The sequence below is a fragment of the Aquamicrobium lusatiense genome, assembly GCF_014201615.1.
GTDB lineage: Bacteria > Pseudomonadota > Alphaproteobacteria > Rhizobiales > Rhizobiaceae > Mesorhizobium > Mesorhizobium lusatiense.
Window position 1 is genome coordinate 115696 of the sequence record NZ_JACHEU010000001.1, and the last position, 26143, is coordinate 141838.

27 protein-coding genes are annotated in these 26143 nt (G+C 59.1%); 7 read left to right on the plus strand and 20 right to left on the minus strand.

Features of this window, described 5'->3' with window-relative positions; genetic code table 11:
• Positions 1 to 107: 107 nt before the first annotated feature.
• The 8 genes from HNR59_RS00675 to HNR59_RS00710 form a co-directional block, all read right to left on the minus strand.
• Positions 108 to 1004, minus strand: a complete 897-nt coding sequence (locus HNR59_RS00675) for a LysR family transcriptional regulator (protein WP_246374438.1) — start codon at positions 1002 to 1004, stop codon at positions 108 to 110.
• A gap of 426 nt (positions 1005 to 1430) precedes the next feature.
• The gene (locus HNR59_RS20945) at positions 1431 to 3485 is read right to left on the minus strand and encodes a DUF3363 domain-containing protein (RefSeq protein ID WP_183824507.1); all 2055 of its coding nucleotides are present in this window, start codon (positions 3483 to 3485) and stop codon (positions 1431 to 1433) included.
• 313 nt (positions 3486 to 3798) lie between these two features.
• Entirely contained in the window at positions 3799 to 4566 is a 768-nt protein-coding gene (locus HNR59_RS00685) for a lytic transglycosylase domain-containing protein (RefSeq protein WP_246374439.1), read from the minus strand.
• Between the two features lie 22 nt (positions 4567 to 4588).
• Positions 4589 to 5134 carry a S26 family signal peptidase gene (locus HNR59_RS00690; RefSeq protein ID WP_183824510.1) on the minus strand — a complete coding sequence of 182 codons (546 nt, stop codon included), beginning with the start codon at positions 5132 to 5134 and terminating at the stop codon, positions 4589 to 4591.
• Positions 5131 to 5646, minus strand: coding sequence for a DUF2840 domain-containing protein (locus HNR59_RS00695; RefSeq protein ID WP_183824513.1), 516 nt, complete (start codon positions 5644 to 5646; stop codon positions 5131 to 5133). The genes HNR59_RS00690 and HNR59_RS00695 overlap by 4 nt, the downstream gene beginning before the upstream one ends.
• Positions 5643 to 6869, minus strand: a complete 1227-nt coding sequence (locus HNR59_RS00700) for a DNA cytosine methyltransferase (RefSeq protein ID WP_210307181.1) — start codon at positions 6867 to 6869, stop codon at positions 5643 to 5645. The genes HNR59_RS00695 and HNR59_RS00700 overlap by 4 nt, the downstream gene beginning before the upstream one ends.
• A complete protein-coding gene (locus tag HNR59_RS00705; protein WP_183824519.1) occupies positions 6869 to 7897 on the minus strand; it encodes a replication initiator protein A in 1029 nt (342 codons plus the stop codon). Before HNR59_RS00705 ends, HNR59_RS00700 begins: the two co-directional genes overlap by 1 nt.
• Positions 7898 to 8170 carry a helix-turn-helix transcriptional regulator gene (locus HNR59_RS00710; RefSeq protein ID WP_183824523.1) on the minus strand — a complete coding sequence of 91 codons (273 nt, stop codon included), beginning with the start codon at positions 8168 to 8170 and terminating at the stop codon, positions 7898 to 7900. It lies immediately after the preceding gene.
• Positions 8171 to 8636: 466 nt separating this feature from the next.
• On the opposite strand from HNR59_RS00710, the gene HNR59_RS00715 reads away from it, so the two are divergent.
• Positions 8637 to 8924 carry a DNA -binding domain-containing protein gene (locus HNR59_RS00715; RefSeq protein WP_183824526.1) on the plus strand — a complete coding sequence of 96 codons (288 nt, stop codon included), beginning with the start codon at positions 8637 to 8639 and terminating at the stop codon, positions 8922 to 8924.
• Between the two features lie 16 nt (positions 8925 to 8940).
• Here the strand turns inward: HNR59_RS00715 and HNR59_RS20675 are convergent, their stop codons facing one another.
• Both HNR59_RS20675 and HNR59_RS20680 read right to left on the minus strand, forming a co-directional pair.
• Positions 8941 to 9558 (minus strand): DUF2285 domain-containing protein, encoded by a 618-nt coding sequence (locus HNR59_RS20675; RefSeq protein ID WP_425488607.1) that lies wholly within the window; start codon positions 9556 to 9558, stop codon positions 8941 to 8943.
• Positions 9509 to 9724: a transcriptional regulator domain-containing protein gene (locus HNR59_RS20680; protein ID WP_246374440.1), complete on the minus strand. Its 216-nt coding sequence runs from the start codon at positions 9722 to 9724 to the stop codon at positions 9509 to 9511. Before HNR59_RS20680 ends, HNR59_RS20675 begins: the two co-directional genes overlap by 50 nt.
• A gap of 122 nt (positions 9725 to 9846) precedes the next feature.
• On the opposite strand from HNR59_RS20680, the gene HNR59_RS00725 reads away from it, so the two are divergent.
• Complete coding sequence (locus HNR59_RS00725) at positions 9847 to 10299, plus strand: hypothetical protein (RefSeq protein ID WP_183824529.1); 453 nt, start codon at positions 9847 to 9849, stop codon at positions 10297 to 10299.
• 52 nt (positions 10300 to 10351) lie between these two features.
• Here HNR59_RS00725 and HNR59_RS00730 read toward each other — a convergent pair whose 3' ends face one another.
• The 9 genes from HNR59_RS00730 to HNR59_RS00770 all read right to left on the minus strand — a co-directional run bounded on the left by HNR59_RS00730 (position 10352) and on the right by HNR59_RS00770 (position 21032).
• Positions 10352 to 11023 carry a DNA methyltransferase gene (locus tag HNR59_RS00730; RefSeq protein WP_183824532.1) on the minus strand — a complete coding sequence of 224 codons (672 nt, stop codon included), beginning with the start codon at positions 11021 to 11023 and terminating at the stop codon, positions 10352 to 10354.
• Between the two features lie 307 nt (positions 11024 to 11330).
• On the minus strand, positions 11331 to 12047 hold the full coding sequence (locus tag HNR59_RS00735; protein WP_183824535.1) for a M48 family metallopeptidase: 717 nt from the start codon (positions 12045 to 12047) through the stop codon (positions 11331 to 11333).
• Complete coding sequence (locus tag HNR59_RS00740) at positions 12044 to 15274, minus strand: type I restriction endonuclease subunit R (protein WP_183824538.1); 3231 nt, start codon at positions 15272 to 15274, stop codon at positions 12044 to 12046. Before HNR59_RS00740 ends, HNR59_RS00735 begins: the two co-directional genes overlap by 4 nt.
• Positions 15271 to 16140 carry a Kiwa anti-phage protein KwaB-like domain-containing protein gene (locus HNR59_RS00745; protein ID WP_183824541.1) on the minus strand — a complete coding sequence of 290 codons (870 nt, stop codon included), beginning with the start codon at positions 16138 to 16140 and terminating at the stop codon, positions 15271 to 15273. The genes HNR59_RS00740 and HNR59_RS00745 overlap by 4 nt, the downstream gene beginning before the upstream one ends.
• 2 nt (positions 16141 to 16142) lie before the next feature.
• Positions 16143 to 16664 carry a hypothetical protein gene (locus tag HNR59_RS00750; protein WP_183824544.1) on the minus strand — a complete coding sequence of 174 codons (522 nt, stop codon included), beginning with the start codon at positions 16662 to 16664 and terminating at the stop codon, positions 16143 to 16145.
• A complete protein-coding gene (locus tag HNR59_RS00755) occupies positions 16658 to 17902 on the minus strand; it encodes a restriction endonuclease subunit S (protein WP_183824547.1) in 1245 nt (414 codons plus the stop codon). The genes HNR59_RS00750 and HNR59_RS00755 overlap by 7 nt, the downstream gene beginning before the upstream one ends.
• Positions 17895 to 18920: a virulence RhuM family protein gene (locus HNR59_RS00760; protein WP_183824550.1), complete on the minus strand. Its 1026-nt coding sequence runs from the start codon at positions 18918 to 18920 to the stop codon at positions 17895 to 17897. Before HNR59_RS00760 ends, HNR59_RS00755 begins: the two co-directional genes overlap by 8 nt.
• Positions 18913 to 20430: a type I restriction-modification system subunit M gene (locus HNR59_RS00765; RefSeq protein ID WP_183824553.1), complete on the minus strand. Its 1518-nt coding sequence runs from the start codon at positions 20428 to 20430 to the stop codon at positions 18913 to 18915. The genes HNR59_RS00760 and HNR59_RS00765 overlap by 8 nt, the downstream gene beginning before the upstream one ends.
• Positions 20427 to 21032 carry a restriction endonuclease subunit S domain-containing protein gene (locus HNR59_RS00770; protein WP_183824556.1) on the minus strand — a complete coding sequence of 202 codons (606 nt, stop codon included), beginning with the start codon at positions 21030 to 21032 and terminating at the stop codon, positions 20427 to 20429. The genes HNR59_RS00765 and HNR59_RS00770 overlap by 4 nt, the downstream gene beginning before the upstream one ends.
• A gap of 337 nt (positions 21033 to 21369) precedes the next feature.
• Between HNR59_RS00770 and HNR59_RS00775 the strand changes: the two genes are divergently transcribed.
• Together HNR59_RS00775 and HNR59_RS00780 are read left to right on the plus strand one after the other, a co-directional pair.
• Positions 21370 to 22707 carry a DUF6538 domain-containing protein gene (locus HNR59_RS00775; RefSeq protein WP_183824559.1) on the plus strand — a complete coding sequence of 446 codons (1338 nt, stop codon included), beginning with the start codon at positions 21370 to 21372 and terminating at the stop codon, positions 22705 to 22707.
• A gap of 444 nt (positions 22708 to 23151) precedes the next feature.
• Positions 23152 to 23850 carry a hypothetical protein gene (locus HNR59_RS00780; protein ID WP_183824562.1) on the plus strand — a complete coding sequence of 233 codons (699 nt, stop codon included), beginning with the start codon at positions 23152 to 23154 and terminating at the stop codon, positions 23848 to 23850.
• A 140-nt stretch (positions 23851 to 23990) separates the two neighbouring features.
• On the opposite strand, the gene HNR59_RS00785 is transcribed toward HNR59_RS00780, so the two are convergent.
• Positions 23991 to 24251 (minus strand): helix-turn-helix domain-containing protein, encoded by a 261-nt coding sequence (locus HNR59_RS00785; RefSeq protein WP_183831212.1) that lies wholly within the window; start codon positions 24249 to 24251, stop codon positions 23991 to 23993.
• 102 nt (positions 24252 to 24353) lie between these two features.
• Between HNR59_RS00785 and HNR59_RS00790 the strand changes: the two genes are divergently transcribed.
• The 3 genes from HNR59_RS00790 to HNR59_RS00800 are packed head-to-tail and all read left to right on the plus strand — an operon-like array spanning position 24354 to position 25789.
• The gene (locus HNR59_RS00790; protein WP_183824565.1) at positions 24354 to 24923 is read left to right on the plus strand and encodes a tyrosine-type recombinase/integrase; all 570 of its coding nucleotides are present in this window, start codon (positions 24354 to 24356) and stop codon (positions 24921 to 24923) included.
• Positions 24923 to 25351, plus strand: coding sequence for a hypothetical protein (locus tag HNR59_RS00795; RefSeq protein ID WP_183824568.1), 429 nt, complete (start codon positions 24923 to 24925; stop codon positions 25349 to 25351). The genes HNR59_RS00790 and HNR59_RS00795 overlap by 1 nt, the downstream gene beginning before the upstream one ends.
• Positions 25352 to 25378: 27 nt before the next feature.
• Positions 25379 to 25789, plus strand: coding sequence for a hypothetical protein (locus HNR59_RS00800; protein ID WP_183824571.1), 411 nt, complete (start codon positions 25379 to 25381; stop codon positions 25787 to 25789).
• The last annotated feature ends 354 nt before the right edge of the window (positions 25790 to 26143 follow it).

Consider the following 26143-nt stretch of genomic DNA (forward strand, 5'->3'; position numbering starts at 1 on the left):
ACGGAGCCGATCAGAGAGTAGGCAACATCGCGACGGTCAACAGGAAAGAGGCTGCCGGAGGGCTGCCGGATACTATCGGCGGCGAATGGGATGGGGTGCCTCTATCCTCATCTGCCCGGACGATTCACGGAAGTTCTCATATCGTTCGCAAGGTCAAGCAAGTTATTTAGCGCTGCACTACGGTTGAACGGCGACCAAACGGCCGAGAACGGAACCGGATCTGGCTCATCGGCGAAAGGCGGGAAAACCACGTCAGTCGCCGGGTACAGTGCCGTGGCCGCGCCGACGATGGTAATGCCAAAGCCCTGGCCAACCATAGACAGCAGTGTGCCGCGTTCGACATTAAATCGCTGGATCAACGGCCTGAACGAGCGGCCAGCGAGACGCAAGACGATATGATCATGGATCTGTGGACCGGTGCCACCATATCGGACAAGGAATGTCTCGTTGGACAAATCCGCCCAAGTAATTTTTGACTTCCCCGCAAGGCGATGCATCTGGGGCAGAACGGCCACCAGCGGCTCACTCCATGTCAGACGTGTGTGGCAGTCGGGCAGCTCCGGCTCTCCTACCATAAACGCTACGTCTAGCTGGTCGGCGCGTATCCGCATCAATGCATCACGAGCGGTACCTTCTGTAATCTCGACATTGATACCGGGATGGCTCTCACGGTAATTCGCGATCAGTTCGGCGAGAAAGCTGCCTGGAATCAAAGCATGGATGCCAATACGCAGGCGACCATGCTCGCCTACTGCCGCCATACTTACTGTCTTCACCGCATGGTCGAGTTGATCAAGACCGTCTGCCACTTGTTCGACGAAGTTGCGCCCGGCCTCGGTCAATCTGATACCGCGCGTGTTACGCTCGAACAGCAGGATCCCAAGGTCTTCCTCCAGCGCTTTCACGCGGGCGCTTACGCTGGACTGTGCCACGCCAAGCGCTTTCGCTGCGTGGCGAAAATTCATGTGATCTGCCGCGGCAAGCAAATGCACCAAACTCGCCATGGGAACCCTTCCTGACCTGATCGCTTCAGAGACAGGAAGATAGTTTTTCTTTTTCCTCCGCCTCATGGTCTGGCCCCGCTAAACCCGACCTTTCCTCATATAATAGCTGTTTCTCTAAACATCCTTGTTTGGGCGCGTTCATGCTCGCGCATCCGTGTGAGGCGCCCGATGGGAATGTCCTCATAATTTAAGGTGTAGCGGGCCTTAATTTAAGGTGGAGAGCCACATAAACGCGCTCCAGACGGAGCGCTAACCGACTGACTTTATTGGGCATTGTCGAACACAGACTTTTATGGCGTTGTTTGCGCTCGAAAATCTCGGAATAAATAAGACGAAAGCAGAAATAGACCCCGTTCGTTTGCAATATAATCTTTCAGCTCCTATCTGCCTTTCAGGTCTCGCAAGATGCAGATGAATAAAATTGGGCTATATTCCCAACTCCCTCTGCCTCCCTAACTGCCACGACACCGACCCGCCCTGCACGACGCCCATGACCTCGCGGCCGAGCTGGCGGTCGATGACCGGCCGCCACGGGACTAAGGTAAACTCGTGGGATTGCTCGACCACGGCGAACTTGCCGCTCGATAGCTGCACGGTGCCGGTGAACTTGCCGCTGACGTTCTCGCCGTCCGTGGCGGCGCGGAACGGCAGCCCCTTGCTCTCGGTCATCTCCGCACCGACGCGGGCAACCTCGCGCTCGCGCAGGGTGGCGAGAAGGCTGCGCCGGTAGAATATGCGACCGTTCCGCGCTCGGGTCGCATCGCCCTGTTCGATATGATGCTCGCGGCGCTGGTCCATGGCTTCGCGCACCTGCTGGCCGAAGCCGGTCGGGGCAAGGTCGGCCGTCTCGCCATGGATCAGCCGCCGGTCCAGCCAGGTCGCGCCATCCGATCCGATCTGCTTACCTAGATCGACGGGCGAAAGGACATTAACGCTGGCCTGCCGGTCACGGCCGGCGTCATAGGCGGCGGCACGGCTGACCAGATCATCGGGGATGCGCCATTGGTCGGCGTCGATGCGCTCGACGATCCCGGCCCGGCGCAGCGCCTCCAGCCGGCGCACATGGGCATCGACATAGCCCTCATAGTCGCCACCGGGAACGCGGCCCTCGAACTTCGCCTGCTCCAGATGGCGGCTTGGCCGGTAGATGCCGTCTTCGGCGATGGCGGTAATGCTGCGGTCGGACGGCCGGGCCGTCGCCTCGGCCGGGCCGATCTCGATGATGCTGCCGATGCGGGCATCCTCCAGCCGCTCTGGCGCGATGCCAGCGATGTGGTGCGTCCTGCCGTCTATCCCGTCCACCACGATTGTCAGGTTCTCCCCCAGCTCGTCGGACAGGTGCTTGTCCACGACGCGGCCGACGATGGGCGTCTCGGGCGCTCCGTCATGGATTTGGAAGCTCATGGGATCACGTTCGCCGCCCTGCGGGCCGAGCGCCTTCTGCATGGTGCGGATAATGTCGCCCCGCTCGCCAAGCTCGCGCAGAGCCGGTTCCATGTCCTTGCTCAATTCCCAAACGCCGGGCGCGTGCTCGGTCGCCAGCCCCATCTTCTCCAACTTGGCGAGGCGGCGCAGGCGTAAGGTGCGCCCGAACTGCCGCCTCGGTGCTGCCGGTTCATGGCGAAGGTCGAGGAAACGGGCGTCGGCTTCCTCGGCCATGGCGCGGTCAATCCGGGTGAAACGGTCTTGGTCGATTTCGGTGGACAGCTTGCGGGTCTGCTCGATCTCCGTGACGGGGCCGAGTTCCAGACTGGCAAGCTCGCTGGCGCGCTCGCGCAGGCCGGCGGAAAGGTAGTCGCCATTGATGACCAGATCCCCGCCCATATCGTCGCGGCCGGTGACGATGACATGCACATGGGGATGGCCGGTGTTGTAGTGGTTGACGGCAACCCAATCGAGTTTCGTGCCGAGGTCGGCTTCCACCTGTTTCATGAAATCGCGGGTGTAGGCGGTCAGGTCCGACAGCTCCGCGCCATCCTCGGGCGAAACGATGAACCTGAATTGGTGGCGGTCGTCCTTGCCGCGATCAAGGAAGGCGTCGCCATCGGCGCGGTCCTCGGTCGCAGAATAGAGCCGGCCCCGCTCGCCATCGCGTGACGTGCCGTCGCGCTGGACATAGCGCAGATGCGCGCGGGCGCGTCCGCCCTTCCACGCGGCCCGAACGCTGCGCTGCTTGACGATGACGCGGCGGCTGCCCGGCTGGCGATGATGCCAGTTGCCGGATATGTTCCGGGCGCGCACGAAGCTCGCGCCCCGGCCGCGCTTCACGCCCTTGCCGCTGGCGACCGCGGCACGGGAACGCCCCGGCGATGACGGGCGGGCGGATGACGGCATGGAAGGATCGCGGGAGGCCGCTGCCTGATGCTGGCGGGTGATCTTCCTGACCTGCGTGAAAAAGCTCTTGGGTCTCCCGCCCTTCGGCGTGTCGGATCGGATGCGGCCGGGCTTCGGACGGAAGCGGTTTTCATCGTCGGCGCTCATGGGCGCGACTCCAGCCCAAACCGCCGGAAAACGGCCGATCTGCGCCTATGGTGCCGCTCGAAACCCTGCAAAGCCAAGGCTTTGCGCGAAATCGCGGCACGCCGCCCTTCAAAACCATGGTGCCGGAATCGGTCGCCTAACCAGTGTGCAGACAACAATAATTTCCAGAAGCGGCTCCATATGGTGCCGTCTTCTTTAATCTTGCCCTCCGCCCTTTCTGCCTTTCCTGCCCCTCCTGCCGGGAATCCAGCCGGGCAAAAACCTGCCTGACTGGACACCGGAATGAGCGCCGCCGAGCGCGGGAACGCCGTCCTCATGGCGTTCCCGAACCGCTCGCCTCGGCGACGAAAATGCTGTCGCCCTGCGACTCCGCATCGACGGGATCGCGCGCCGGAACGGTCGCGCGGCCGTCGCCGGATTGTGCGTCGGGCGGCGCGGCGATAGCCTGCGCGTCGCCCGGACGCATGACGAAAAGCGGTGCCTCGCGCCAATCTGGCGGCGGTGGCGGTGCCGATGACGGCGGTTCGGTTGCAGCCGCGCCGCCGAGGATCGGCGCGAGCGCGGCGACATAGGCCCGCGTTTCGGTCGGCAGCGTGCGGCCGGTTGCAAGGTATTCGTCATAGCGGCCGGGGCCAGCGTTGTATGCCGCCAGCATCGCGCCGGCATTGCCGTAGCGGTCGAACATCTCGCGCAGATAGGCCGTGCCTGCGAGGATGTTGTCGCGTGGGTCATAGGGATCGCGGCCGAGGCCATGGCGGACGCGCAGGCCCGCCCATGTGTCGGGCATTACCTGCATCAATCCTATCGCACCGGCCGTTGAGACCGCGCGCACATCGCCCGCGCTCTCGGCTCGTAGCACCGCGACGATCCAATGTTCCGGTATGCCGAAACGCTGCGACGCCTCAGCGATGTGAGCCGCATAGGGATGGGCGGCAGCCGGGCGCTCGATGGGCGCGGATTGCGCGACCGCGACGCCCGATCCGACGCAGACGGAAAGCGCGCCGGCCAGCAGAAGGACCGCATAGGGCGATGATGCCGCGCGCCTATCGCGGCTGCGGATTAACTGGCCGATATATGCCATGGAAATCTCCTGCCTGTGGGTTTCAGTGCGTCGGCGCGCGCCACTCGTAGCGGCCGACGCCTTCCTCATCGGTCCAGAGCGGAACCGCTCGACCGATGACGGAAGCTGCGGGGGTGAGTCCGAAGTAGCGGCCGTCGAGGCTGCCGCGGACTTCCCAATTCATGAGGAAAAGCTGGCCGTCGCCGATCACTCGACAGCCCTGCCAGACGGGCAGATCGCGGCCGAGGCTGTCGCGCTCCAGCGCCTGGCCCATCTCGATCCCGTTCACCGTGATCGTGCGGCCAGAGCGGCAAACCCGCTGTCCGGGCAAGCCCAAGACGCGCTTCAAGAGCGGGACGCCTCGCGCGATATAGCCGCGCTCGGCCATGAAGGCGGCGAGCGGTTCGGGCGGCACGACGGCGACCAACTCGGGCACCTCGATCCGCTCGGCCGGCTCGACGATGTAGAAACCGATGGGTGCGCTGGCTGTGGCGTTCCAGATGAGTTTCATGGGCCACTCGACGGCACTGGCGGCGGCGATGCCGATGACGGCGAGCGCCGTCACCGTGAGGGTGCGGCGGCGCGTCATGGCTCGATCCTTCGGCGGTGAAGCCACGCGGCATGTCGCTCGGGCGTGTAGGCGTGCGGCTCCAGATTGGCGGTCAAACGGTTGTGGACGTGCCGCCAATACTCCGGTGCGGCGTCGGCGGGGTCGAGGCCGAGCGACTCCACGGCGTCGATGGCTGCAAGCCCGCGCTGCACCTTCGGCCAACCGTCGAGGCGCAACAGGATTTCGCCGCCGGGGCGCACGAACGGCAATGTCTGGAACGGCTCGCCCCGGCCGATGGCCCGCACAATGTCGATGCGGGAAACGACCGTGCCATGGTCGCCGTTCGCCCATCGAACGAAGGCGAAGACGCTGCCCGGCGCGAAGCCGACGACACTCCGGCGGCGGTCGATGATCTGTTCGTAGTTCTTGCGACCGAAGCGTATCCAGTGCTCGATCTTCTTCCGCTGAAACGTCAGTTCGACCAGCGTGGTGAAGGGCGGCGCATCCGCCAGACCGCGTCCGCGCGCGCCGGGAAAGGTGCGCCGGGTCATTGTTCTTCTCCGGGAATGTCGATGGATGTGCAGGCGAGCACCGCGTCGAGTGCAGCTTCAGTGCGCAGGATGGCGCGCCCGATGGCTTCTGGGATTTGCGGCAGAACGGCGTCGCCGAACGCCTCGACGATCAGGCTGGCAGCAGACGTCCCCTTGCGACTGCCGAGCGCAATGCGCGTGTCAGCCACCCAGGCGGAAAGCCCATCATCCAGCCGTAGGTGATGGGCAAGGCCGCCGTTCCAGTCAGCCCATGGCTCCGCAGCATCGTAGCCAGCGCCCGCGCTCCCGCCCATTTGTATGGCGCGCGATCTGTCATCGCGCCGTCCATCACCGCATCCATCGTCGGCGACTTCCGCCGGTCGTAGGCCGGGCTCCATCCGTCCATGCGGCTGTCGCGTTTCGTGGGTGTCGGCAGGATTTCCGCCGCGTGGCGCAACAGGTTCGGCGTGTCGATCTGCGCCTTCGCGCCGCTCGCCCGCTTGCCCGTCTCGATCTCCCGCGGACTCAACCTGCGCCCGCCATTCGGCTTCACCGGCGTCCGCAGCATGCCCGCATGGCGGCTGGCATGGCCCTGCAACTGGCTGAGAACGTCGCCCCTGCCACCTCGATCCGCATCCGATTTCCTCGGCGTCGCCAGGGTTGCCCGCAGCGGATATGTCGATCCGGCTCGGCCGCCTTCGGCGTCTTTCATTCCATCCGAGGCCATGGGTGTTGGCAAGCTGCTCGGGATCATAGCCGATGAGCCATGACCGCTTGCGGATATGGTTGGCGCCGACATCCGAAGCACCCACCACGCACGGTTCTGTGGCGTAGCCGAGCGCTTCCAGCTCGCCGAGCACCCGGTCAGCGCCGCGAGTTCTGAGATTAGCGCTGTTCTCAAAAGCGAACCAGCGAGGACGGCAATCTCCGACCAGGCGGACGGCTTCGAGGTAGAGGCCCGACCGTTCACCCTCGATCCCCTTGCCTTTGGTGTTGGCGCTGGAGATGTCCTGGCATGGCGGGCTGCCGACGATGATGTCGGGAAGGACTCCAAGGTCGGAAACAAGGCGAGCTGCCGTGAGGTCTCGGATGTCGTCGTAGAGGCGGACATGAGGATTGTTCTCTGCGTAAAGGATGCGCCGCCATTCGACGATCTCGCAGGCGGCGATGGTGACGAAGCCGGCGCGATGAAGGCCGAGCGACCAGCCGCCAGCCGCTGCGCTAAACAGATCGAGCGCGCGCATCATTGCGCACCTCGGTAGGTGGCACCGGCACCATGGCTCGGATGCGCGCGCGTCAAAGAAGAAGAGTTAGTTTTATTGTTAGAGTCTTCTATAGAGTGTCGCTGGCGATTTGCGCCTGATGTCCCGATACTGCGTGCGCCTGATATCCCGATTGCGTCCACAAGGTTATCCACAGTGCCTGTGGATGGATTTGCAGGGAGAAAGCGCAGGAGTTCTCTCCCGTCCTGCCACTCGATCTGGAGACGATAACCGGGCAGCGATTGGCGGGCTGCAATCCGGCGAAGATCAAGCGCGAAGTCGGACGGCCGTGCGAGACTGCCGGATTTATGGTGCAGGTGAGAAAACTCGAATGCCCAGCCCTCGGGCTGATGTCCGGCATGCTTGCGGGCCACGCGATAGAGCCAGCGTTCGATGCCGCCTTTCAGCCGGAAATAGGCAGGGTCGATGGCCAGAACCAGTGAGCGATCGACGACACTCTGATAGAACCATTCGGGCAGGACGAACTCCATGCCTTCGACGCGGCCCGCGCGCGTTGTCATCTCTTCCCATTCGTTGATCCATGAGAATTGGCGTCGCCGCCAATGCGCGCCATTGCGGATGCTGGTCGCGATGACGGTCGATTGCAGCCGCGCGAGTGCGGCCTTCAGCAGAAGATAGTCGCGGTTTCCGGTGGACCGGCCGACCGCGCGCAGGAGCTGATAGGGCATGAAGCGAAAGAAGCGCGAGGTGGGAAAGCCAGCGTTTTCGGCCGCGACGATCTGGGACGCCGCCCAGATCAGCACATCGGCATCCCAGATGGTCGCCATGCCGTGCTCGGGCATGGCGAGCACCTGCACCTTCACATCGGCGGCCTTGTAGAGAATGGGCCTGGTGCGCGGGGATTTGGCCAGTGAGAAGAATGGTCGTTCCATCAGGTCGCGCTGATCGCGCGGTGCGGCGTCTCCGGTGGCTACGACGAATGGATCGAGATGGCTGCGCTCGCTGACAGCATCGCGCCTCGACGGTTTATGATCGTTGGTGCGCAGCATTCAGAGTTCACCCCTCTCGGCAGGAGTGAGCGGACGCGCCGGAAAGACCGTGCCGGCATTTTCGTCGCGCGTGGATTTACGCGAGCCGACTGCGCTCCAGGTCTCCAGATCATGCAGGGTGTAAAGGACGCGCCCGCCAATCTTCCGATAGACGGGGCCAGTTCCATAGGTCCGGTGTTTTTCGAGGGTGCGCAGCGAAATGCCGAGGAAGCGTGCAGCTTCTTGGGTCCGAAGCAGGCGCGGCGGCAGGTCGGCTTTGCGGCCGTGGGTCATGGGTTCGCCTCCGGTTGGTCAGACAGACAGGCCGTCGCGGGGACGGCGGACTGTGGCGAACCATGGCGAGGCACCGGCGGCGTGTAGCGTGCCGCATTTGCGACCATGCGCTGGCGGCACCCCCTTCGAAGGCGGAGCCGGCAAGGCAAAAAATGTGAGATTTCAGAGGCGAGATGGCTGCCCCGTCGAATTGCCGAAGACAATCCTGTGCGGTTCAGCTATGAATGCAGATGGAGCAGACGCACTGTTCCGGGGCTTAGTAACCCCTGTTGGCGGTTGGTGTCGGCCGTGACGACACCAAACTCCTTGACCCTATGGTCGGGGAGCCCATGGCGCATGTCCAGGGCTACCCGTCTAAAGGCCATGGGGCCGTCCAACACGGTTACTAACTCCCCGATCACCAGGTCAAAGGGGCCAGTTGCGGGGGCGCACCGCAAGCAAGGCTCTTCTTCGGATGGGGAGTGAAATGAAAACACCCACTGAACTCGATCCCGATGTCGATGACGTCGCGCCGACCGGCGATCAGATCACGCCGTACGACGAGCAGCATTTTGTGACCTACCTTCGGCTGCTCGATGCCAAGGCTGAAGATGCCGATTGGAAGGAAGTGGCGCAGATCGTTCTGCACCGCGATCCTGCTGCCGAGGAGCTTCGAACCTACCGCTGCTGGCAAAGCCACCTGGAACGCGCGCAATGGCTTTCGCGTGAAGGCTATAAACGAATTTTGGAGCAGGCCGCTGCAAACAAGGCTTGATGCTGGGATCCCAGTGTCAGGACTTGCCCGGTTTTACCGGGTAGTGAAGCAACAGACGATAGCCGCCCTTCATCATCCTGATGCCATGCTTGACCAGCCGACGCGCCCTGTTCTTGCGTGGGTCGTTCTCAAAATCTTCTTTCGTCCCGCGAAAGCCGAGCAGAACTTCGGCAATGGCGCGATAGCTCTCACCGCACAGTTTCGCGTCGAGCGCGCGCAAGGACAGGATGTGCCATTCGCGCAATTGATCTGGAAGCGTGCCTATCGCCGGCCCTGGCGGGCGTCGTGTCAGGGAGCGCCACAGTCTTCTTGCCGCGTGAACACGCAATTCCAGAAAGCTGTCCAGCGGCAAAGTCACCGCGTAGCTCGCTGCTGTGTCCGGTGTGGCATCCGGCAACCAGAATTGGTGCGTTATTCCGTCTAAACGCCATATGCCATGCCAACCATCTGTCGCTCGGCGAAGCTCCAGACCATCAAGATGTGCCAGCGTGAACAAAGGGCTGCCGTGAGCTCCCCCGGCCTCGACCTCTGATAACCTTACTGCTTGTGGCTGGAGTTTTGGCGACCATATGATGGTCTGCTGTTCATGCGGCTCGTCGGGATTGCTGGGGAAATCGCACACCCCAACGCTCAACGAACGCCTCCAGATGTCCGGAAGCCGGCTGCTTACTTGCCGCCAGCGCCCTGTATTCCTGGCGGTATTCGTTGTTGCGGCGAAGGTATTCCCAGGCGAAACCGGCGGCGGGCAGATTCCTAGTGTGCCTGTAAGCCGCCGGAGTACGCCAATCGATGCTGAGCATGGCGCTTCCTCCCTATGTCGGGCGCGCAAGCGCTGCCCGCATAAAGATCATTCGGTACGTCCGGCCACTGGGGTAGCCCTCATTGCGAGATAACTGGTCCGCGTAACCCGATCAGTGCCGCAATGCTTTCCGACAATGCCTGCATTGTCCTGCGAGCCGGGCCCAGCCCGGCGAGCGTGTTTTTCTACAGCGATGCCGAATGGACGCGCGAAAGCCGCCGTCTCGGCTGGGACGGCGGCGGCGACTTGCGGCCATGCAATTGGTTTATGGGCGAAGCGAGCGCCAGGCGTCTTGAGTTCCTGCACGGCGGTATGACAGGCGGCGGCAACGGAACGGATGCCATAGGTAATTCAGCGGCTCGAAACGGTGCCACCAATCGGCATCGATGTCACCGCAACGGCCTCGAACAGCACTTCTCCGCTTGCGAGGTGAAGCCTGAAATCCATCGGAAGGGCTGCGGCCTGTTCCGGTTCTCCGCGTGCCGGAATGCCGTACGCGTCCTCGCCCACGCCTATGCAGCCGCCATGGTGATCAACAGTAACAATCCAGCGCATTGTGAAATCCTTGGTCTGTGAAATTGAGGAATGACGGTGCCTGCAATGTTGTGGTGGCGCCGGTGCAAAGGGGCTATGCGGCCACCCGGTGGCGTTGCAGCTCCGCAAGGCGCTTTCTGGCGGTGTGATAGTGAGCGTTGTCCAATTCGATGCCGGTCCAGTTGCGACCAGTCTGCTGCGCGGCCGCCAGGGTCGAACCGCTGCCGCTGAACGGGTCCAGCACCAAATCGCCGGGCTTCGTGAACCCCTCGATAAGCGGCGTCAGGGCTTCGACGGGTTTCTGCGTCGGATGCAGCCGGTTGCCTGTGTAAGGAAAGTCCAGCACGTCAGGAATAGGCTGGGCAGGCAAGGTCGGATTGCCCTTTGCCAGCAAATAAGCCTGTTCGTGCTCATAGCGAAGGAAGCGCGTTGATGACGCATAACGCTTGCGGAAAACAAGATGCCCGACTACTCGGAAGCCTGCCGCCTTCCATGCGTCCATGAATAGATCAACCTTGTTCCATCCATAAAAGCTGACGCAAAAGCCGCCGTCCTTCAAAACACGATGCATCTGGTTGAACGCGGGGCGAAGCCAGCGGCCGTTATCGTCATTGGCAACAGTGCGGCCCTGTCGGTCTCGGAAGTTGGTCACATAGGGAGGGTCGGTCAGGATGAAATCCACCGATGCCCGGTCAAACGATCGCATCACGTCAATGCAATCGCCATTGAAAATCACATTGCGGGGATTTTGGGTGCTGTTGGTCATGTCTCGAATCCTTTGGGTTTGGGGTTCAGAGCAGCGAAGCGCGCGCTCCTGAACCCTTGCCCGTCGGCGAGACCGGGGGAGGAAAGGTGCAAGGGCGATCGGGATGGAGGGGGATCACCCGGCCTGCACGGAACGGAGGAACGAAGTGGAGGAAGGCCGGGGAAACCTTCCCGGTCGAGCGTCAGCGCTCCCTTGCGCCGCGCCAGGGGGCAGCGCCCCCAAGCATTCTCTCACGATTGCTGTAGCAGAGGACGACTAGAGAGGGCTCTTCCCGCTAGTTGCGGACACAGCACGAGAAAGGGTTGGCTCACGCCATTCTTTGTTCAAGCCGGTGCTTGCGCTTAGGCCAATCGGGTAGGACGCGGTCGAGCAGTTCGAAGAACTCCGGCCCGTGATGTGGCACCGCGATGTGGCAGAGCTCGTGCGTGATGACGTAGTCGATGGCATCCATAGGCGCTTCGATCAACCGGCGATTAAGCAGCAGGCGAGATGCCGGCGACATCGAACCCCAACGCTGCCGAAGTTGGCGGACAATCAAGCCCTTGGGGCGAAAGTCTTCAGGGGCCGGGAAACGCAAAAGATTGACTTCCAGACGCTCGACAAATTTTGCGTGAGCGCGCTGTCGATACCAATGCTCGACAAGCTCCCGGGTGACCTCAGTTCGCTCAGGCCTATGCGTTTGAACAACGATAAAACCACGAAGAAGCTTCACCCCTGCCTGGGCATGGGGCACTACCTTCAGCCGATATTGGCGTCCGAGATAGAGATGCGTCTCGCCGGCGACGTATTGGCGATCCGGGGTGCGCGGAAGGAACTGGATGAAATACCGCTGCTGGCGCCGGATCCAGGCAGCGCGCTTGCGGACCTTTTCTTCAATTGCTTCCAGCGGGGCGTCCTTCGGCGCAGCTACAACGACGCAAGCATCGGGCTCGACAGCAATTTCCAGCGTCGTGCGTTCACGGCGCACGATAGTGAAATCGATTCTATGTTCACCGTACTGGACGCTGTGCCGTGCGGTCGTCATCCCGGAAAACGCGCCCGCGCAAGATCCATGATCTTGAGCTCCAAGTCGTCCATCACCTCGACAGGTAACTCGATGCCGCGTTCGTCGCGAAGGACGTCGAAGAAATAGTCATCGATGGCGTTGCGCATTTTGTTCTGAGCGATGTCGTTGGACCAGACATCGACGATGTGATGGGACTTGATGATTTCGATGATCGTGAGCGCTATGGCGGCCACTTCGTCCCCCTCGATCAGTTTGCCATCATCGGTCGCGAGCGCGCCTTCGAGGATTCCGAAAAACGCCTGCCCATCGTCGTTGCCCTTAATCGCATCCGGCACCTCGCGCCCTCGGTCCTTGCGGGCAACCTTGCTGGCCAGATCGACTACGTTCTTGAGGTAATCGCGCTCGGAAATCCGTTTAGCCCGATAGTCACGGATAGTTTCCTCCAGCAGCTCCGAGAACTTGCGATAGAAGGCAGGGTCCTCGTCCATCTTTTCGGTGATGGTTCGCCGCGTCGCGCTGGCGATCCGGTCCGCTCTTGATGCCTCAGAGACGCCCGTTTCCTCCACCACGGCCTTCAGGGCGTCCGGGTCGTTGATGTTGACCATCTCGATGATCGTTTCAGCCGGCATGGCAACCACATGGTCGTCAAGAAGCTTCTGGATCTTGGGCTCGAACTCCTTGACGTCGATGGTCTCCTGGTAGCGCAGCTGAACCGACCGCCGCAGTTCGGCAAATTGCTTCCAGTCCCGCTTCATGGCGTCGATCTTCGACTCGTCGAAGACATCGAAGAGCTTGTCTGACGACAGCGAGATATGGAGGCAGCGGCTGAACGCCTTCAGTCGTTCATAGAATTCCTGCCGGATCGCCTCATCGGCCAGGAACTGTTCGAACTGCTCCATGTCCTTCTTGTTCTTGACCGGCTTGAACAGGTCCCAGAGCTGATCGTGCAATTGGGGCAGCTTCCGGATTTCCTCGCGCACGTCGTGGACCGTGCCGGAGAGATCGGCGGCGTCAAAGCCTTCGAAGGCGCTGTAGGTGGTCAGCGCCGCGTCCAACTCCCCAAGCAGACCCTCATAGTCGATAATGAAGCCGAACTGCTTCTCCGTCGCGCCATCTTCATAGAGCCGGTTCACGCGGGCGATCGCCTGCAGAAGATTATGTTCGCGCAGCGACTTGCATACATAGAGCACGGTATTTCGTGGCGCATCGAAACCGGTCAGCAGCTTCGATACGACGATCAGGATCTCCGGATCGCCGGATCCCTTGAACGCCTCGATGATCTGCCGGGTGTATTCATCCTCGGTCTTGTAATGAGCCATCATCTGCGCCCAGAACCGGCGCACAAGGTCCTTCGACTCCTTGTCGACCTCCTCGTTGCCCTCGTTATCATCGGGCGGCGAGATGACGATTTCGCTGGTGACGTGCCCGATCTCGTCGAGCACCTCCTTGAAGCGGACGGCTGCTGCCTTGGACGGCGCCACAAGCTGCGCCTTGAAACCGGTTCCCTGCCAGTGCTGCCGGAAGTGCTCCGAGATGTCGAAGGCTTTTGCCCGGATCGCTTGGCCGGTCTTCGACAGGGCGTCCATGCGGGAGAACTTGCGCTTCAGGTCGGCCTTCTGGCTGTCGGTAAGACCTTCGCTGATCTTGTCGAACCACTTGTCGATCACGCCGCCATTGACCTGCTGCTCGACAAGGCGGCCCTCATAGAGGAGCGGCACGACGGCACCGTCAGCGACAGCCTCGTCGATCGCGTATTTGTGGATGAGGCCACCAAAGGTCGAGAGCGTATTCTTCTCCTTCTTCAACAGCGGCGTTCCGGTGAAGCCCAGATAGCAGGCCTTCGGCAGCAGGCGCCGCATCCGTGTGGCGAACTGGCTGTGACCACCATAGCGGCCGGTCTGAGAGCGATGGCTCTCGTCGACCAGGACGAAAACGTTGGCATCCTCGTCGACGTCCTCGGCGGCTTTGGCGGCCGTATCGAACTTGTTGATGATGGTCGTCACGAGTGGTGTCCGGTTTCGGATCAGCTCGATCAGATGAGCGCCGCTGGTCGCCCGTACGGGTTCGAGCTCACAGGACTTGAAAGTGTCCTTGATCTGTTTATCGAGATCGTCGCGGTCGGTGACGATAAGAATGCGCGGATTGGGGATGGCCTTGTCGAGCGCCAGAGATCGCCCCAGCATCACCATGGTCAGTGATTTGCCCGACCCTTGGGTGTGCCAGATCACGCCGCCCTTGCGGCGACCATCCATATTGAACTGGCGGACGCGTTCGACAGCCTTCCGGATCCCAAAGAACTGCTGGTGGCGAGCGACCTTGCGTACGCCGCCATCGAACACGGTGAATCGACGGACCAGGTCCAGTAACCGTTCCGGCCGGCACAGCGCGTGAATGGCACGATCCTGCGCCGTGATCGAGCGCGGCCCCTCAGCCGCCAGCGCCTCGAAATGCTCACGGGCGAAGGCGAAGTTGCCCGAGAAGACCGCATCGGCCTCCGCCGCTGTAAGAGGGCGATTGGCCAGCGGATCGATGATCTCGTCCCGGTCTTCCTCGTCCCGCCACGTCTGCCAGAACTGCCGCGGCGTACCCACGGTGGCGTAGCGCGCCTCGACACGGTTCATCACCATGAGAAGCTGCGCGAAGTGGAACAGCTGCGGGATGTTGTCTTCGTTCTGATAGCCGATCAGCTGGCTGCCGGCCTTCTTCAGGCTCTCGGTTGGCCGCTTGTTCTCGATCACGAGGAACGGGATGCCGTTCACGTAGGCGACGATGTCGCATCGCTTGGTCTGGGTGCTGGCCGTCCGCTCGACCGAGACTTCGGCCGTCACATGATAGACGTTGTTCGCAGGCCGCTCCCAATCGACGTAGCGGAACGAATAGGACTTCGAGTCTCCCTGGATCGTCTTGGTGATCGTCGTGCCAAGGACAAGGGTGTCGTAGATGTCCTGGTTGGTCCCGCGCAGGCCCTTCTGCCGATCAGGCGTGGGCTTCAGACGGAGAATGGCTTCATGTGCATCCTCGAGGTCGAAGAGATAGTCTCGCCCGCGGTAGGTGAAACTGTTGATTTTCAGAAGCTGGTCCGCAAGGACGTCATCCAGCACCACGTTGCGCAGACGAGAGCCGCGCAGGCGCAGCGCATCCGCCTGTGACAGCGGCGTGAACCCTAACGCCACAAGGAGCTGCACGGCGGGGATCTGGGACTGATGTTTCTCAGCCGCATCGAAGCCGTTTGGCCATACACTCATGCCGGCCTCTGTGAGTTCGTCACATATGGTTGTCCTGATAATGGTCCAGAATAACGGCTTTCGTTCAGAAACTGGAGCAGCGCTTTGATCTCGGCATGTGCAGATGGCATGACGATCTTGCCATTCTGAACTGTAATCGCGAGATTCGTCAGTTGGGCTGCCGCCTGAATGTCGGCAGGCGTATGTGCGTCGAGCGTCCCATTATTGGTAATTGCATGAATCAGCTTTCGGCTCACCTGATTGGTAACAGCGATGAACCCAGCAACATCCGTGACTTCGAGACTGGCGTGACCAGCAAAGGTCTGAACCTCCTGATCAGTGGCAGCACGGTAAATGTCGACCATATTGATAATAGACCGGAGTTTTTGCTGACTTTTGAATTTAATCTTTCCGCCTTCGATAATGCAGGCTAGACTGCTGTCTAGTGTGAATGCTGGCTCCGTAAGACGTCTAAAGGCATTACCTTGCTGGAGAAGCGCGAATCTCCGTTCAAGTACTTGCTGAGAAGTGAACCGCTGCACCAGGACCTTGGTTGCACCATTTGCAGATACGCCCGTGAAGAGCGCCTTAATCCCTTCGCCAGCAAAAGCCGCAGTGTTGATATCGGCTACAGCCATCGCGTTGGCATTGATCGCATCCGCAAAGACCTGAGCTTCAACCGGTACGTCGATGGTAAGAAATTCATCCTCATCCGGTGTCCAACTTCCATCAAACGGGACCTCGCTGGTCACGCCTTGCCGAAATTCGCCTTCCTGATCAGCGAATATCGCTTCAACAGCCTGTTGAACATTCGCATCTAGGCGAACACGTTTTACAGTTAATTGTCCGCCATTGTTGCGACATGCGGCAAAAAGATTTTGTGGCATATTTAGTTCCCCCCTACATCAATGACGATGTATTCAGTCAGTTGCCCGACTTCTATCGTCTCGGTTGCGTTGCGAAGCTGTTTCTTGGTGATAAGGACGTAGGTAACGCCTTCTTTGGTGCTGACCTTGTAAAAATGCCAACCCATCAATCCGAGAAGCGGATTGAAATGGTAGCTATATCCCGTCGCAACGACTGCCGCGAAGATGACAATTGCGGGAACCCATACCTGCCAATTCAGCGTGGCGAATTGTGCGGTGAATAGCGGAAGGAGATAGAGAAGTAGAAAGCCCATGTTCTCGCGATCGGCAGCTTCAACCGTCGTTGCAGCAAACTTCACCCGTTCGAGATGTTGCTTTGAATATCTGAGCATTAGGATGCATATCAGAATGAGAACAATGCAGGCTCCTAACAGGAACACAGCCAGCAATGCTTCGTCGGCTTGATATGCGACCCAAGCATAGGTGATAAGCACGGGCGCAATCGCCGTACTGGTAAGCAGGAGCTTTGCCAACCAGTTCAGCATGACACCCTCCATTCGCCCGTCAGTAGCTTCTGCATCAGGCCGCGTTTCTGGCGGGTGAGGGCTTCGATTTCGGTATTGAGGGCGTCGAGGTCGGTCTGTGCCGTACGCAGCACCTCTGCGATGGCCCTCTGTTCGGCCAGCGCCGGGATCGGGAAGGGCAGTTTCGAGAACTCGCTCCATCGCAGACTGCCGCGCCTGTCCACGGAAGCGCTGGTGCGGACCTCGAAGATGTGCCGATAGAGCCCGGTCTTAAGGACGGCAAAGGCGTAGTCGGCATCCACTTTCTCCGGTGCGAAACGGAAGACTGTGTAGATGGGACTGACGACGCCGACGTCTGTCAGGTTCTGAAGGCCGATAGAGCCTTCCTCGACATGGTTGCTGGGAAAGCCGAAGTCGCCGCGCCAGATTTTCTTGTAACCTGACAGATCGGTGCTGAAGACCTGTTTCTTGAAGTATTCAAGCGATCGGACGAACCCGTCGTATTTCGAGCAGGACAGGACTTCATGCTGCTCTCCGTCGCCGTTCCGTTCGGCAATCTCGCGCGCCAGCTTGCCGATGGGCTTGGCGTCCCAGCTAGCGGGAAGCGTGAACCAGCGATGTCCGGTCACTTCGTCCGTTGTGCGGAAGCGATCCAGTTGGCGCGACCCGAAGACCAGAGAGTGGGTCAACGCGCGATGCCGCCGCAGCTTCGCCGCCCGCAGCGCCTCCAGCTTCTCGATGGCCTCGTCCCATGTCCGCAGGATTTCGGCGATCTTGCGCTGTTCGGGGAGCGGGGGGAGAGAAAAGCAGAACTCGGACAGCGTATCCTGACTAAGGTTGTTGATGCTCGAGCCCCCTCCCATTCGATGCAGATGCTCTTTGAACAGTGGTGACCGGACGAGCTTCGACGCAAAGCTGTGGTCGATCTCGTCAGATTTGACGCGTCCCCTGATCGTGAACCCTGAGAACGAAACAGGCTCGGTTATCCCGCTGACCAATACACAGCGACCGATCAACGCCTTGTTCCCGTTCGAGCGGACAAACAATAGGTCATCGTTTTTGAGAAGGTCATCTGGGTTGACCTTGCCATTGAGTGTGATCGATGGCGTCTCCGAGAAGTCGTTGAGCACTTCTTTGTCTTTGAAGTCGCCGACCCCGATGACCTTGACCCGTTCACCTTGCGATGACTGCGTGAAGTTCATCCCATTTCGGAAGTCAAGAAGGTCCGCCAGGGATCTGCGTTTCCAGCCGTCAAGCATCGTCGCCGCCCTTCTTCCGCTCCTTGGCGGCTTTCTCCATCTCCTCCAGTTGAGCGATATCAGCTTCATCCGCCGCCAGCGCCTCGGCGGCGCGGCGGTTGGCGTCGAACACCTCGAACCGCTCGACGGCCAGCTTCTGGGCAACGTCCATCCGAAGCCGCCCGGCATGGGCCAGCACGTCACGCTCGTTGAAGGACAAAAAGGCGTCGAGCTTGTCGGCCCATTCGGCCATGCTGACCGGGCGGCGGCGCCTCGCCTGGTCCTCGGCATAGTCGAGGTACATCACAACGATGCGGTTGAGTTCCTCGACCTCCTCGGCCTTTAGGTAGTTCTTGGCGGTCCCGACATCGCCCTTGCGAACGACCGAGCCTTTCCAGTTGGTCAGGCCCATGTTGGGGGCGCTGGGATCGCTGCGGTTCTCGATCAGTTCGGCGGCCGTCTTGCCCGTTACCGCCCAGAGCATCTTGTTCTGCACCTTCTTGAAGAAGGCCTGCGCCTGCTCGGACGTCTTGTCGTAATCGATGGCGGTCGTGTAGAGGTCGCGCACTTTCTGGTAGAAGCGCTTCTCCGAGGCGCGGATGTCCCGGATGCGGGCAAGCCACTCGTCGAAATAGTCCCATTGCTCGGCCTGCTTCAGCCGCGCATCGTCCATCGCGAAGCCCTTGACCAAGTACTCGCGCAGGACGGTGGTGGCCCAACGGCGGAACTGGGTACCGCGCGCCGAGCGGACGCGGTAGCCGACCGACAGAATGACATCGAGGTTGTAGGCGTCGACCTCGCGTTCGACCTGCCTCGAGCCCTCGGTTTGAACTATCCGGAATTTCCGGATAGTTGCCCCCGGATCGCACTCACCCTCGGCGAAAACGTTGCGGATGTGCTCGTTCACGGTGCGCACGTCCTTGTCGAACAGCTCCGCGATCTCCCGCTGGCTCAGCCAAACGGTCCCATCCACGGCCCGCAGGCCGATGGTCGCGGCGCCGTCCTTGGTGCTGTAAAGGATCAGTTCGCCCTCAGACATCGACGCCCAGTTCCTTCAGATAGCCGGCCATCCTGCCCCGCACCTCGACCAGCTCGGCCTCGATGGTGTTGATCTGCTTCTGCAAGGCGGCTACGTCGATTTCCTCCTCCGGCTCGAAGGTGTCGACGTAGCGGGGGATGTTGAGGTTGAAGTCGTTCTCGGCGATTTCTTCCGGGCTGGCGCGGTGGGAATATTTCTCGATCTCCGCCCGCGACGCGTAGGTTTCCAGCACCTTGTTGAGATGCGCCTCGTCCATCACGTTCTGGGTCTTGCCCGGCGTGAATTCCTTGCTGGCGTCGATGAACAGGACATCGCGACGGTCCTCGTTGCCACCGCCCTGTTCGCGAGAGCGGTCGAACACCAGAATGGCCACCGGAATGCCCGTGGTCGTGAACAGGTTGGCGGGCAGGCCCACCACCGCGTCGAGCAGGTTCTCCTCGATGAGCGCCTGGCGGATACGCCCCTCGGCCCCGCCCCTGAACAGCACGCCATGGGGAACGATAACGGCCACCCGGCCGCTCTGACGCTTGGCGATCTCGATCATGTGGGTGATGAAGGCGTAATCGCCTTTGGACTTTGGCGGGATGCCGCGCCAGAAGCGCTTGAACTGGTCGGTGTCCGCGTTCTCCGCCCCCCACTTGTCGAGGCTGAACGGGGGATTGGCCACCACTACGTCGAACTTCATCAGGTGATCGCCCTCGACCAGCGCGGGGCTGTTGAGTGTGTCACACCACTCGATGCGCGCGGCGTCCTTGGCGTGGAGAAACATGTTCATCCGCGCCAGCGCCCAGGTCGCGCCGTTCACTTCCTGGCCGTAGAGGGCGAAGTTCTCGGACCCGACCTCTTCGGCCGCCCGGATCAACAGCGATCCGGACCCGCAGGCCGGGTCGCAGATCGTATCACCCGGCTTGGGAGCCGCCAGTTTGGCGAGCAGGCGAGAGACGGCAGAGGGCGTGTAGAACTCGCCGGCCTTCTTGCCTGCGTCCGAGGCAAAGCGTGAGATCAGATAGATGTAACACTCGCCGATAATGTCCTCGGTCACCCGGCTGGGGCGCAGGTCCAGCGCCGGCTTGGCGAAGTCCTCCAGCAGGTTTTTGAGCCGCCGGTTGCGGTCCTTCACGCGCCCGAGGTTGGCTTCAGAGTTGAAGTCGATGTTGCGGAACACGCCTTCCAGTTTGGCGCGGTTAGCGTCCTCGATCCGTTCCAGCGCGATGTTGATCCGTTCGCCGATGTTGGCCTCGTTCCGCGCTTCGTAAAGATCGTAGAAGCTGGCACCCTCCGGCAGAACGAAGCGCTCACGCTCTAGCCGCCGCCGGATCCGGGTCTCATCCCCGCCATACTGTTTGCGGTAGGTTTCGAGGTGGTCGTTCCAATGATCGGAGATGTACTTCAGGAACAACATCACCAGGATGTAGTCCTTGTACTGTCCGGCATCGACAACGCCCCGGAAGGTGTCGCAAGCGGCCCACGCCGTTTGGTTGACCTGTTGTTGGGTAAGCTGGTCGTTCATTGAGGCGTCTTTCCTTTCTTCGTCCTAGCCCACATCTTGCTCGTTCGTTCGACGAGGATCAGACTCATCATCTTTCTTCGTGCCTCGGCGACCATTTGGGAAAGTTCCCGCTCCCTTTCAGCCAGCTCATCAAAGGCGACTATTCTCTTCTGTGTCTCGATATCCGGCACATCGAGCTCAAGGTCGTCGAGGCTGGATCGAGGTATCATCCGGATGTTTGTGCCTCGTGCTGCGACGTCGAAGTGACGCTGCGCCGGCGGCTGATTGATCGCCCAAGCCAGAAATTCGGGCGTCACGACCTCAGGATTGGGACGAAGTATCATCAGAGGGAGAACAGCGAGGGCCGACTCGCTCAGCCGCTCGTCCAGAGCGGCAGCTGTATTTCGCTCGCCGCGTGATCGGAACACAACGTCACCCGCGCGTACAAAGTAGCGGTCTGCCACGCCTTCCAGTTGGACACGCGTAAGGCGCTCCGGATCAATGAGGCCTTCAGAGGTAAAGTCTCGCAATTGGATTGCCAGAACGCCCCCGGCCGCAGTCGGCTCCAATCTGCCGCGAGCAGTATAGCCGGTATGGATAGAGCAAAGTTCGGGAAGGCGCATAAGGAATCTCTGTAGGTCAACATACAGAGCAATACCTAATCCCAACTTCCGAGTCAACGAATTTGCTGTAGGAGCACCTACAGCGGGCCGCTCAACGGGCCATCCCCTGATCACCCGCCATCGGTCTTAAAACTGGGCGCGAAGCAGACACGTCACGGCTTACAGCCAGTTTAGCCGTCCTATGCTGATTTTGGAGGGGCATGGAGGGCTATGGAGTAGATGTAGTTCTCATCGCTATCCCGCATGGCCCGCCATGACCCCCTCTTAACATATTGATTTAAAAGAATTTTACGCTTTATCATTTCTCTTTTGGTACATTTTTTGGTACAAAGAGAGCATGCGGAAGGCGACAACTCACGGCTTTAAGGCACGCTATCTCTATATCCGTGGCGATGGGAACTATCTCTATCGTCGGGCAATCCCTCCCGGCTATCGCATTCTGGCAAACAGAAGAAGCGAGTTCAAAGAGTCGCTCAGAACCAAAGACTATAATGTCGCCATCGTTCGATACGGCGAGACGCACAGCAAGTACGAGGCGATCTTTGATCAGCTCAGACGCGGCATTGCCCTTAAGGACCAGAAGGCCCCTACCCTTGATGAACTGAAGTCCAAAGCGGCTTCATACGGCCTTCTCTACAAATCTATAGACGCCCACATATCAAAGCCGGATCTGAAGGATATTGCCGCTCGTATCGGCAAGTGGCGTGAATTGGGAGAGCCGACCGGTCCCGAAATGGATGCCATCTTCGGATCTCTGCCTGACGAGACCACCTTGAGGCAAGTTCTTACCTTTTACGAGGAGCAGAACCGAGGCGACCTGATCGGCCTCACTTCCCGGGAAGTGAGCAAAAAGCTCACACCTGTCCGCAGTGCCGTTGATCGCTTCGTGACCTTCGCCAAGGCAGACATTCCCCTCAAAAACATCAACAAGGGCATGGTCAACGCCTACAGGTCCCACCTTATCCATCAGATCGAGACCGGAAGTATACAGGCGAATACGGCGAACAAGCTCCTGATGCATGTTCGGAAGATCATCACATTCTATATCAACAACATGGACACGGATTACTCCAACCCATTTTTGGGAATCCGGCTGAAAGAGGAAAAAGCGGCTCGCCCTGCCTTCACCGTCACGTTCATCAAGACGAAATGGCTTTCGGGCAATCACTTCACCTCCCTCAATGAGGAAGCTCGCGGTGCCCTGTTTGCAATGATCGACACCGGATGCGGACCGAAAGAGGTTTGCGGTCTGGCTCCAGAAGACATTCATGTCGAAGCGGAGATTCCCCACATCATCGTCCGCCAGAACCAGTACAGGAGCCTCAAAACCGCCCACAGAGGCCGCATCATCCCTCTGGTTGGTCAATCGCTGCTGGCTTTCCAGAAAAACCCAAATGGTTTCCCGTCGTACCGGCGGCCCACAGGCCAGGATGCTCTTTCAGGCGTGATCATGAAGCATCTTCGCAGCAACAACCTCCTCGAAACAACGGGCCATACCGTATACAGCCTCCGCCACTTGTTTATGGACAGGATGAGGAAACATCAGCTCCCTGAAGAGCTTCAAAGTTATCTCATGGGACACAAGCATCCAACCATGGGTGCTCACTACGGCTCAGGATATGAAACTTCACACGTGCTGTCGTATATGAAAAAATTGGAGTTAGACTGGAAATAGCAGTGTAAATTTGCCGATAAATAAGTTATATTAATACTAATGCTTCGGCAGAAACTGCCGCAAATGGATGGACCCGTGCGGCCGGGTCATTTTTTAAGGAATGAACGATAATTGCAACAAAGAGGAGCAAGAATGGCTTCTCGAGCATCTACCTATATTGGGCAACAAAGCAATTTTAAGCGGCAACCAGAAAGTTGTAGATCTGGTTAATTTCTACTGGCAGTTGACGCAAAGCCAATTGCAAGCCTCCAAGCCTTTATGGCGAGAGGCGGCCTGAACGATCACCACATTCGCGACTGATTGGTAGCCCTCGGGCTACCCGGCGGCGTTTGGGTGACTTCGCTCTCGGCCGCTGTCGGTGCTTTATATTTTTTTGCAACGGTCGTTAAATGCCTTAGCGACCGAAGTGATTTCTATTACTTATAGTCTATTTAGGTTATTCATATGAAAACATTCCACAATCACATCCCGCAGGGATATTCGGACAGTTCACTGTCCGAATCATTCAACAAATGGCTACCAGAGCTTTTCCTGAGAAAATCTGTTTTTGATAAACCCGATCTGGATCCGTCAAACAAGGAAATGATGTCTTCCTATCTGGAGCGACACCTGTACCTTGTCAGCATGAATCTTCGAGGAGGAATAGGAATAGTCTCCGACAAGAAGGCTCCTATAAGATCGGGCTTCCTTTTCGACAGCATCTATAAGGGCTGGTATCTGTCAGTCTGCAAGCGGCTCCTGGGCAAGAGGTACAATAAGAAATTTAATCGGCAGCCCTTCACCGTGGCCTTTCTGGACGTAGAAGGGACAAGGTATTTTTCAGCCCCGTCAACTTTTCAGATGCCACATATTCACTCATTGATGCTGGTTCACCCGTCATCAGCCTCGCGATTTGAACTGCTTTCCAAATCCGAGCAGTTCACGAAAATCAACGACACCCGTATTTCGGATATCGATATTCGGCAATTTCGTGATGATGGCCGGTTCATCGGACCGATGATGACCTATGCTGCCAAGTTCACCCGCCAAACGCTCACCAATGGCCGGCCTGATAAAACTTGGTCAGCCTATCCCGACGTACAGAGCTTGCACTATCCATTCTATCGGGTTCTGGATGGCGAGCAGAACGTTCAGACGGCGTGAAACACTATAGATAATTCTGTTTCACGGCTAAGCCCATTTCGGCCACCTGATGTGGTCACTGGCACTCACATCAGACGATTTTTGAAACACTACATGGCTGTAGTGTTTCATGCGGCATGGATCAGAAAGTCAGCATCCCTTCAGCCTGATCGCCGCCCCGGAGACAGCGTCGCCTTTGATCCTTCAACATCAACATTTGTCTCGAAAAAGTCTCTAATGTCGCAGTCCAGTGCCACTGCCAGCTTGGACAGTGTCTGCACGGTGGGATTTTTTGCGCCCCTCTCAATATGGCCGACGTACGCCCGCTCAACACCTGCGCGCAGTGCGAGCTCGTCCTGAGAAATGCCCTTCGAAACCCGGATGCGACGCAGATTAAGCGCCAATAGCTCTTGTATCTCCATCAACTGACAAGAGCATGCCCACTTTTCTGTAACCACGTTTGAAAAAACGTGGTATTATCGGACACGAATCATGGTGTGAGTTGGGGCGCTTAGGGCGGTTTCATGCTTATCGATCCAAACGGAAAGCGGTTGTACCTGACCGCTGCCGAACGTCATTCCTTTCTCAATGCAGCCGCAAGGATGCCGGGTGGGGTCCGTTCTTTCTGCGAAACCCTCCACTACACAGGTTGCCGAATATCCGAAGCTTTGAACCTGACGGTCGAGCGCATCGATCTGGAAAATGAGGTCATCGTCTTTGAAACGCTCAAGAAGCGAAGGACTGGCGTCTTTCGGTCGGTCCCTGTCCCGGACAAGCTCCTGAACACACTTGAACTGGTTCATCAGATTCGACGGCCCGGAAAGGCCAATCGATTGCTGTGGCCGTGGTCGCGCGTGACCGCATGGCGGTACGTCAAAGCCGTCATGAAAGAAGCAAAGATTCAAAAGGGACCGCAAGCGTCCCCAAAGGGTTTGCGGCACGGATACGGGGTGAATGCCATCTCGTCCGGTGTTCCGTTGAACATGCTGTCGAAATGGATGGGTCATTCCGCCATCGAGATCACGTCGATCTACACCAATGCAGTCGGCAGCGAACAGAAACAGATTTCAGCCAGAATGTGGGGGTGCCAATAATGGCCAAGACTGTCGATTCCGTAACGCGGGTAAACAACGTTAATGCCGCTGATGTCCAGAATGCCGTGAAAGCCCGCCTGACCGATATCTTCTCGAAGGTGACGACCTCAACAGGATCGCAGAACCAGATCCATTATAAAGGTGGATCGTTCTTCCAGCCGTACGGTTTCAAAGCCACCGCATCCACGGAAACCATCGGTGACGCGACGGTTCTCAAACTGTCAGGAAGCCCGAAGATGAATTTCCTTGGTTACCTCGTTCTCCTCATGGTCGCCGGCCTGGTGATATTCGGTCTTAACTATGGGGAAGAAGGGCTGCTGGCCCTGCCTGCGGCCTTGGTGATGATCATTGCATCGAGGTTGGGGCAAAAGAAAGTGACGCGCCGTCTCCAGCAGGTTTCAGCAGACGTCAGTGGCATCCTTCAATAATCCTTCTGCCAGCAAGCAACCAATCCAATGAGCGAAATCTCCATCCAGGCGGCGTTCCAGACGCGTCAGCCGTTGCTTCCGATCGAAATCGAGCGAGCTTTTATCGACGAACTGGGACAATCCTTCTCAAAGATTGCGATCAGCGAGAAGCGGGGCGTCAAACGCATAAAAGGGCGCATTATTCCCCGCATCTATGCCCCGGTGGTATCGTTCACCGGGGTCCTTGAAGCCGAAACCAAGGACAACAAAGGCCGCCTTCAATTCACAGGCCGCACCCACACCAATGGTTGGTTCTGGAGCATGCTCCTTTTCCTGCTGCTCCTGTTCTTCCCGCTCGTGATCATTCTGATCATCGTGTACTGGCAGCAGACCAAAAAGGCAGTTGCAGGTTTTGAGAAGGCCCGCGACAGGGTTCAGTTCAAGCTGAACGATTGGTGATTATGCTGGCGGCCGTCTGATGCGTATCAGGCGTTAGCCTGCCACAAGCGAAGCACGCCTAAAAGCAGAGTCAACGACTGAATTGCGGCTACATATTCCAGTCCGTATGCTTTAGGTATCGGGGGATCGAGTAGCTGCTATTTAAGTGATTGTTGATCTCGACGATGGATTTCGCTCCTTATGGTCGCCGTTCAGGGTGGGTTTTTAAGTCGTTCGGAAGCGATCGCTCATTCGGCATTGCGCTTCCATCCGAAAGGGCCGAGTCCTAACTTTCAGGCTTGATGCGGATAGGCACAACATAAGTGCCTTTCAACTCAAGGACTGATTTGTGTTGTCCTCAAGGACCCTATACGC